The following is an 8,126-nucleotide window of genomic DNA, read 5'->3' on the forward strand; positions in this document are numbered from 1 at the left end:
CTTCGCAAGCGAACTGACACTCCCTCCGCTGCGCTCCGGGAGTGGGGCCGGCCTGCGTTGCAGTCCGGTGCCGGGCTCCGCCCGGCCAGAGGCTTCCGCTGCGCTCCAGCCTCCCCCGCGCTGCGCGCGGAACGGGCCTACGGCCCTCGCGGCAGCAAGGGTGTGGGCGCTGGCAGACTCCCCTTCATGGACACCGAAGCGTTCTGGCGCGTGCTCGACACCGCAAAGGACAGTGACGAACCGCTCGAGGCAGCGGTCGCTGCTCACCTCGCCGCCCGCACTGCAGAAGAGATCCTCGCGTTCGAATACCGCTTCGCCCAGCTGCGCCATGCGGTCCACCGTTGGGACGTATGGGCAGCCGCCTACCTCATCGGTGGCGGCTGCTCCGATGACCGGTTCAGCGACTTCACCGCCGGCCTGGTCACGCTCGGACCCCACTGGTACGAACGCGTGGCCGCCTCCCCTGACGTCCTCGCCGAACATCCCGCTGTCCGTGCCGCAGCAGCCGCCCACGACCAGGACGTCGTGTTCACCGAAGACTTCAACTTCGTCTCCTGCCATGCCTACGCGCAGCTGACCGGTGACGAGGACAGTTTCTGGGAGGCATGGGAGGCCTACCGCGAGGAGCACGCCACGGGTGGGGCGGACAGAGACCAGGGCATGGGCGAGCCGTTCGACTTCGACGACGCTGAGGAGATGCGCCGACGCCTACCGCGACTGGCCGCCCTCTATGATCCGAGCTGACGCTCTCAAGGCGGCCCTGAGTCTCGTTATGCTTCAAAACACAGGCCTGGATTGATTCTGGATCACGGCTGCCGTGGCGGGGCGCCAGCGCAACACTGTCGCCAGCCACGGGCGGAGGAATGAGCCTCTACCAGGTCATCTGCGAGAAGATGCAGGCACCCGTCGGCTTCTGGACCGGCACCTGCCCCGCCTGCCACCGCGCCATACGCATCCGATACGAACCCGTCCAAGCACTACCAGGGGACGTTTCGTCGATGAGGCGTTAGAAGGGGTAGAGCCGACGCAGCGCCTTAAGGAGGGTGTTCATGGTCATGCGGGCCGCAGACCGTCGGTAGGCGTGGCGCGACCAAATGGTCGGCAGCACCACCCCCACGAAGACCATGAGTATGCCGAAGAGGGCGAGCAAACCTACGGGGCCGAGGGTGTCGAGGAGGTCGTGCAGCGTCATCGTGTGCTCCGTTCATTCGTCGGTGACGGGAGCACCTTGCGTTAGCCGGGCGGCCGGTGGCGGAAGCCGGAGCAAATCGGGATACCTACCTCGTCGCCGCAGGTCGCGGCCTAGGCTGGGGCCGGAACGCGGAGCGTCCCGGGACGTTCCGGGACGCCGGGGAGGATGCGGTGTCTCAACGGGGAGACAAGGTACGGAAGCAGTTCACCGCCTGGCTCCGGGAGGTGCACCGGGCAGCGGGCACGCCCAGCGCCGCGGAGCTGGAGCGGACGAGCGCCCAGAACCCGGCGCTCGGCGGCCGGCCCCTCAGCAAGTCGAGCATTCACCGGCTCCTGCAGGGCGAGTTCGTCAGGCCCCCTGACTGGGACGTAGTGACGGCGGTCCTCGACGCGTGCGTCAACTGCGCCCCACCCTCCAATCCGATCAGGGGCTCCCTGGTGGACCGAGAGCTATGGCGGGACCGGCACCGGCAGCTCGTCACGCTCCTCGAAGCAGCCAGGGAGGACAGCTGGGATGGCGCTCGGGACGACGGACCGGGCGACGCCGCCGAGGACGATCGGGACGCCGACGCCGACCGGGCGCTCGCAACCTACGCCCGCCGTGTCCGGGAGACGTACGGAAGTCTTGACCTAGAGGTCCTCACCCCCGACAACGACCAGAGCACACAGCCAAGCGTCGAGCTGCGCGAGGTCTTCGTCGTGCCGACCGTCCGGGCCGACCCGCCGCCGGTGGAACTCTCCCGGGAACTCATGGGCCAGCTCCTCAAGGGCAAGGAGCTGGCCGCGGACGGGGAGCTGCCGCCGGGGCTCGACCTGGAGCTGCTCGACTCCCTCGTAGAGGCGTACCGCCGGCAGCCCGTCGAGCACGTGCTCGACGTCCTCGTCCGGGCGAGGGGCCAGCGGGTCGTGCTCCTCGGCGACCCAGGAGCCGGCAAGTCCACTCTCGCGCACTACCTCGCACTCGCCCTGACCAGCGGCCTCCGTCCCGACGGGGCCCTCGCCAGCCTCGCAGGCCGGATTCCCCTCATCGTAGAGCTGCGGCACTACGCACAACCGGCCTGGCGACAGCAGACATTCGCGGAGTTCCTCGCACACCTGTGGACCACCGAAGGGATGGGCCTCCCACTCCCCGTTCTGAGCCAGCTTCTCGACGAGGGACGCGTCCTCCTCGTCTTCGACGGGCTCGACGAGATCTTCGACCCGCAGTTGCGGGCGGAGACGGCCCGCCGCATCGCCGGGTTCGCCGCCCACCACGAGCACTGCCGGGTGATCGTCACCTCCCGGGTCATCGGCTACCAGCGACAGACGCTGGACGGAGCGGGGTTCGCCCACTACATGATCCAGGACCTGGACACCCCCCGTATCCACGAGTTCGCGCGCCGGTGGTACGAGACGGCGTGCCCCGGACAGCCCGCGCTCACCGAGCAGCTCCTCACCCGGTTCAAGGACGCAGTCGCTCACTCGCGGTCCGTGCGCGAACTGGCCGGGAACCCGCTCCTGCTGACCATCCTCGCCATCCTCGGCCGCCGGCAGACCCTCCCCCGCGACCGGCACGGGGTGTACCAGCACGCCGTCACCGTCCTCGTCGCCCGCTGGGACCGGGACGCCAAGCATCTGACGGCCCCGCTGTCCGAGCCGGTCGCCGAAGCCCTCGACCTGCTCGGCCAGACCGAACGCCTGGAAATGCTGCGGCTCCTCGCCCGCAGAATGCAGGAGGGATCGGGCGGCATCTCGGGCAACTACGTGCCCGAGGCGGACATCGAGGACGTCTTCCGCCAGTACCTCCAGCTCTGCGACGTCCGCCCGGACGTCGCGCGCCGCGCCGCCCGCGCCATGATCCAGCAGCTCCGGGAGCGCAACTTCATCCTCGCCCGGTACGGCGGGGGCGCCTGGGGCTTCGTGCACCGCACGTTCCTGGAGTACCTGGCCGCGGCAGACATCATCCACCGCTACGAGCACGAACGGGAGTGGACCCCCGAAGCCCTCGTCTCGGAGGTCCTCGCGCCGAGGGCCGAGGACACCACCTGGCACGAGGTGATCCTGCTGCTCGCCGGGCAGCTCCGGGAGCAGGACACCGGGAGGCTGGTGGATAGCCTCCTCCGGCCAGCCCATTTCACCGACCGCAAGGAGCGGCTTGTCCTCGCCCTCCGGGCACTCGCCGAGGTGAAGAAGATCGGGACGCTGAGCACCCAGAGCGTCGCGGTGGTCGACGGGATCACCCAATACCTGAGCGCGGCGGCCGAGGCCTTCGAGGAGTTCCCTCTCGACGATGCGTACCTCACGGCCGAGAGCCTTGCCCCTTCACTCGCCTCCTTCGGTGAGAACTGGGCGGGTCGCGACCGCTATCTGACCTGGTTCCACACATGGGGCCAGTTCATCGAGTCCCGCATCGCCGCCCAGCTCGCCGGCGCGCTGCACCGTAACTTCCCCGCCGTCATCGCGTATACGCGGTTCGCCCGGTCCACGAACGCCCGCGCCGGAGCCGTCGCTGTCCTGGGCGAACGGTGGCCAGCGAGCACCACCGTCACAGAGGCGCTCAAGACCAGTGTCGTGCACGACGAGATCATCGTTCGCGTCGCCGCCCTTCAGGCCCTGGGCGCCCGCCCCGTCGAGCACAAAGGGGCCGCGGAACTGCGGCTGTTCCTCCAGGCCCGCGCCGTCGGCGATCCCGCACCCGGCGCGCGCAAGGAGGCGCTGAGCTCCCTGGCGCGCCGCCACCCGGACGACGAGACAGCGCGCTTCCTGCAGTGGCGGGCGCGGGATGACGTATTCGACGCGGTACGGGCCACGGCGGCGGAGCTGCGGGCCGAGTTGGTGTCGGACCCGGAGGAAGCGAGCGGCGGGGCGCGCCCGCTTCCCGCACCGCGCTACCCCGTCGACGCTTTCTGGAGAGACGACACCACGTTCGGCTCCGAGCTGACTGCGGGAACGGCGATGGCGGCCTGGCGGTGTCGCCAGTACGACAAGCTCAGCACGCTGCTCGACTACCAAGAGCTGATCGGCGGCCGAGAGACGCTGGCCTCGTGGTTACGGAGCCATCCCGAGGACCTTCGGTTGCTGATGCGAGACTCCGTGGGCCTCGCGCCCGCCTACAAGGCTGGGCCGTCCCCCACCCCCCTCGGAGCAGCCGCGGAGACCGCTCTGCGCGCCATCGGCCACAGCCTCGACACCGAGGCGCGGGACTTCCTCCTCGACTACTGCCGGTCCTCCCGCCACATCAGCCTGCAGCAGACCGCGATGCGTGTGCTCGTCGCGACCTGGGGCGGCGATCCTGCGGCGATGGCCGTGCTTCTGGAAAACGCGGTACATGGCCCGGATCCCGAACTCCGGGTGGCCGCCATCCAGTGGCTAACCGAGTGCTGTGCGCACCTTCCAGAGGTTCGTGAGCTGCTGTACCGCTGCGCGTCCGCCGATCGCGATCCCGCGGTACGCGACCACGCCCTGCGCTGGATGGCGCAGTGGTGGCCCGACCACCCGAATTACACCGCTCTCTTCGTCACCGACCCGCGAGCGGCGGACGCGCCCGAGCCCGAGCGGCGCGCCATGATGCTCCAAGCGCTCGCCGCCGGCGGGCACGAGGCGGAGTTCGAGCGTCAGCTCGCCCGGGAGGAGGTGCCCTGGATCCAGAACCAGATGCGGCACGTCGAACGGCTGCGGACGGCTCCCGGAGCCGCGGCCCCCGCCGTCTTCCACGAGCGGCTGCTGACCGGCCTGCGGCAGCTCCTCAAAGCCCGTGCGCGGGCCAAAAGCACAAGCTGAACCGCCACGACGACACCAAGGGGCGCCTGTCAGCTGGACAGCGGGTGTCAGTTGTCCTGCCACCACGTCACTGCCAGGCCAGCAGCGCACGGACCGGTCAGGCCGCGGCATGGGCGCTCGCTGGAGTCCAACGCCTTCACCCTGCTCGCATAGGGATCAGACTCGGAGATCGACTCACTTACCAGGAAGAGCATTACCACATTGCTAAGCGATCCGGCTGCAGGATCGGATCGACTTGCTGCAAGCACATGTGCACGTAGCTTCGCCCGTGTTCTGGTCTACCAGCGCGAGGATTCTCCTCGCCTCCTCTGCCATGTGACGGCCCTCTCTCTCGGTCGATGGGGAGTGGGTACCCACCGCGGATACCGCAGCTGAACTGGTGGGCGCGGCCGCCGCGCCACTTGTCACGAGGAGCCGGGACGTTGTCGGTGGCGGCCGGTACGTTGCAATCATGGGTGTCTATCTGGTGAGTGTCGCCGCGCAGGACTGGTCGCAGCCGGGGGAGGACGGGTACGGGGACGTCGCCACCGCGCTGAACACCGAGCTCGAGCGGCGCGGGCTGCCCCCTTACGAGCCGCAGCAGGCCGCACGGAAGGCGCCGGGCTGGTTCGAGGAGAAGGTCAGCCCGTCCATGGACGGCTTCGTGGCGCTGTGCAGGACGCGGCTGACCGACGCGGAGCTGTCGGCCCTCCTCGACTGGAGCGTGCTGGTGCCGTTCACGCTGGAGGAAGAGATCGTGCTCCCCGTCGGCACCGCATACTCCGGCGAACAGACAGCGGTCGCCGGGGCCCCGCGGGTGCTCGCCCTGGCCGAGCGGCTGGCCAGTGCCGTCGGACTGCCCCTGGACGCGATACCGGCAGGCGAGAACCTCGCACTGAGCCTGTGGTTCCTCGAGGGCGAGGCCGAGCTGACCGCCCGGGTGCGGCCGGGACCGTGGGCCGAAGACCGGGACGCGGCCTTCTACGTGGCGCTCTACCTGCGCGCCGCGCAATACTCCCTGCGGTACGGCTGCCCGATGACCTACTCCTAGGTCGTGTCTTCAATTGATCTTGAGTGGTGGATCATGGTCGGGTGATACGTCGCCATGAACTGTCCGATGCCGAGTGGGAGTTCGTCCGGCCACTGCTGCCTGTGCCCTTGCGGGGCCGGAGGCGGTTGGACGACCGAAGGGTCCTCAACGGGATCGTGTGGAAGTTCCGCACCGGCACCGCCTGGCGGGATGTGCCCGAGCGGTACGGGCCGTGGCAGACGCTGCACACCCGCTTCCGCCGGTGGGCCCTGGACGGGACCTTCGAGCGGATGTTGCGGGCCGCGCAGGCAAAGGCGGACGCGGCCGGGGACATCGACTGGCTGGTGTCGGTCGACTCCACCGTCGTGCGAGCCCACCAGCATGCCGCCGGGGCCCGAAAAGGGGGCTCTGCCCACCGGCACTCGGACGCTCCCGGGGCGGCCTGACCAGCAAAATCCACCTTGCCTGCGACGCCTTCGGCCGCCCGCTCGCCTTCGTGGTCACGGGCGGGAACACCAACGACTGCACGCAGTTCACCGCCGTGATGGACGCGATACGAGTGCCCCGCATCGGCCCAGGACGGCCCCGCATCAGACCCGCCCACGTCCTGGGCGACAAGGGCTACAGCTCCAAAGCCATCCGCACCTGGCTGCGACGGCGCGGTATCAGCCACACCATCCCCGAGCGGTCCGACCAGGTTCGCAACCGGCTCCGGCGCGGCAGCCGGGGCGGACGCCCGCCAGCCTTCGACAAGTAGCTCTACAAGCGCCGCAACGTGGTGGAGCGGTGTTTCAACCGCCTCAAGCAGTGGCGCAGCATCGCAACCCGCTACGACAAGACCGCCGAGTCCTACCAGGCAGCCGTCACCCTCGCCTCGCTCCTGATGTGGGCGTGACATTTGAAGACAACTCCTAAGCCCGGCGGCGGCCGACCGGCCGGAGACGCCGTACACGGGTCCGGGCCCGGGGGCCACGTCCGCCGCGCCCGAGCCCGTGTCCTACCAGAACACCGCCGCGTTGCGTCACCCGGGAACCCAGCGGCAGCGCTGCACGCGCCCGACCGACCAAGGAGCCCCCGGTCCGGCCGCCGGGCTAGACGGCGGTTATGCGCGGTGGCCCCGGCCGACGCGCAACCGGCTGAGCGCGCCCCGACCCCCGGCCGCGGCCACGCCGCCCATCCCGCCCGTCCCTTCCTCCTTCACTCCAGCCAAGGGACATGGGCAGAGCAGCCGCAACGGGGATGTCAGCGGACCGGCCAAGGCAAAACGGTGTGGCGACCTGCGCGTACACGGGAACGGACCTGCGGGACGCGCAACAGTAGCCGCAGCCCTTGGCGCAACATCCAGCGCAACAGATAGGCGCAACCCTTGCCGCAACCTCGTGCTCCTGGTCAACCGGGGCGACCGGTCACACGGCCCGGACGGCTCCGTGGGCGCAGGCGAGGTGGCGCAGCTCGGACCGTGCCGCCAGCACCGAGGGGACAATCTCCCAGTAGGGGTGCCACCACAGCCGTACGGACAGGAGCAGCAGGCGGCGGCGCAGGGCGGTGGTGTCGCGTGGGCGGGGTACGGCGAGTGCTTGGTAGGTGGCGTTCCAGGCGGCTTGCGTCTGCATCCAGGTCGTCGGGGAAGCCGGTCACGTCCATACCGACATTAGATCACTTGTTCGAATTACGGGTCACTTCGGACACGCCTCGTCCGGCGCCGTGGTCGGGGGTCGCGCCCGGCGTGGTCGGCCTCGCGGTCGGACCTGTGGTCGGCCCAGAACAGCATCTTCGCCACCCACAGCCGCTCGCCACGCGCACGCGCCTTGGCCCGCCGGACGGCAGTGGTCGCCTAGGGCCGCATCCAGGCGGTCCGAGGAAAAGTCGCTGCAACCGTCCTGGACGCTTCCCGCCATGCCCCCGCCGGCACTCGGCCGTCCGCAGCTGCTGCTTCGCGAAGCGAGAGCCGCGATCACGCAGCTCAATGGCAACTTGACGCCCTCGCGACAGTGACCGCGAACCTCTACCACGAAAACCTGGCCCTGAAGAACCGCGACAGCGACCGAAGACTCGCGCCTCTCCCCTCCGCCTAAGGGCTGTCCCGTAACCCCTGGTCAGGGGTGAGATGATCTTGGTGTGGCTGGTGTGATCACGGCGTCGGAGCCGTCTTGGATAGCCCCGTTCA

Annotated in this window: 4 protein-coding genes and 2 pseudogenes; 4 read left to right on the forward strand and 2 right to left on the reverse strand. The window is 69.5% G+C overall.

What is annotated here, in order from left to right; translation table 11 throughout:
- Window positions 1-186: 186 nt before the first annotated feature.
- Window positions 187-744: a DUF4240 domain-containing protein gene (locus tag ACFW2E_RS35195; RefSeq protein ID WP_384472535.1), complete on the forward strand. Its 558-nt coding sequence runs from the start codon at window positions 187-189 to the stop codon at window positions 742-744.
- A gap of 262 nt (window positions 745-1,006) precedes the next feature.
- On the opposite strand, the gene ACFW2E_RS35200 is transcribed toward ACFW2E_RS35195, so the two are convergent.
- The gene (locus tag ACFW2E_RS35200) at window positions 1,007-1,192 is read right to left on the reverse strand and encodes a hypothetical protein (protein WP_384472538.1); all 186 of its coding nucleotides are present in this window, start codon (window positions 1,190-1,192) and stop codon (window positions 1,007-1,009) included.
- A gap of 170 nt (window positions 1,193-1,362) precedes the next feature.
- Here ACFW2E_RS35200 and ACFW2E_RS35205 point away from each other — a divergent pair, with 170 nt between their 5' ends.
- From ACFW2E_RS35205 to ACFW2E_RS35215, 3 genes and pseudogenes are all read left to right on the forward strand, one after another.
- Window positions 1,363-4,950 (forward strand): NACHT domain-containing protein, encoded by a 3,588-nt coding sequence (locus ACFW2E_RS35205; RefSeq protein ID WP_384472541.1) that lies wholly within the window; start codon window positions 1,363-1,365, stop codon window positions 4,948-4,950.
- A gap of 451 nt (window positions 4,951-5,401) precedes the next feature.
- Window positions 5,402-5,980: a hypothetical protein gene (locus tag ACFW2E_RS35210; protein WP_384472544.1), complete on the forward strand. Its 579-nt coding sequence runs from the start codon at window positions 5,402-5,404 to the stop codon at window positions 5,978-5,980.
- Window positions 5,981-6,024: 44 nt separating this feature from the next.
- A pseudogene (locus tag ACFW2E_RS35215) lies at window positions 6,025-6,854 on the forward strand (IS5 family transposase).
- A 511-nt stretch (window positions 6,855-7,365) separates the two neighbouring features.
- On the opposite strand, the pseudogene ACFW2E_RS35220 reads toward ACFW2E_RS35215, so the two are convergent.
- A pseudogene (locus ACFW2E_RS35220) lies at window positions 7,366-7,603 on the reverse strand (hypothetical protein).
- Between the last annotated feature and the right edge of the window lie 523 nt (window positions 7,604-8,126).

Source organism: Streptomyces sp. NPDC058964 (assembly GCF_042741275.1).
Lineage (GTDB): Bacteria > Actinomycetota > Actinomycetes > Streptomycetales > Streptomycetaceae > Streptomyces.

Coding starts and splice junctions, on each gene's coding strand:
- ACFW2E_RS35200 (WP_384472538.1), bottom strand. CDS start 1,192: ATGACGCTGCACGACCTCCTCGACACCCTCGGCCCCGTAGGTTTGCTC.
- ACFW2E_RS35210 (WP_384472544.1), top strand. CDS start 5,402: ATGGGTGTCTATCTGGTGAGTGTCGCCGCGCAGGACTGGTCGCAGCCG.
- ACFW2E_RS35195 (WP_384472535.1), top strand. CDS start 187: ATGGACACCGAAGCGTTCTGGCGCGTGCTCGACACCGCAAAGGACAGT.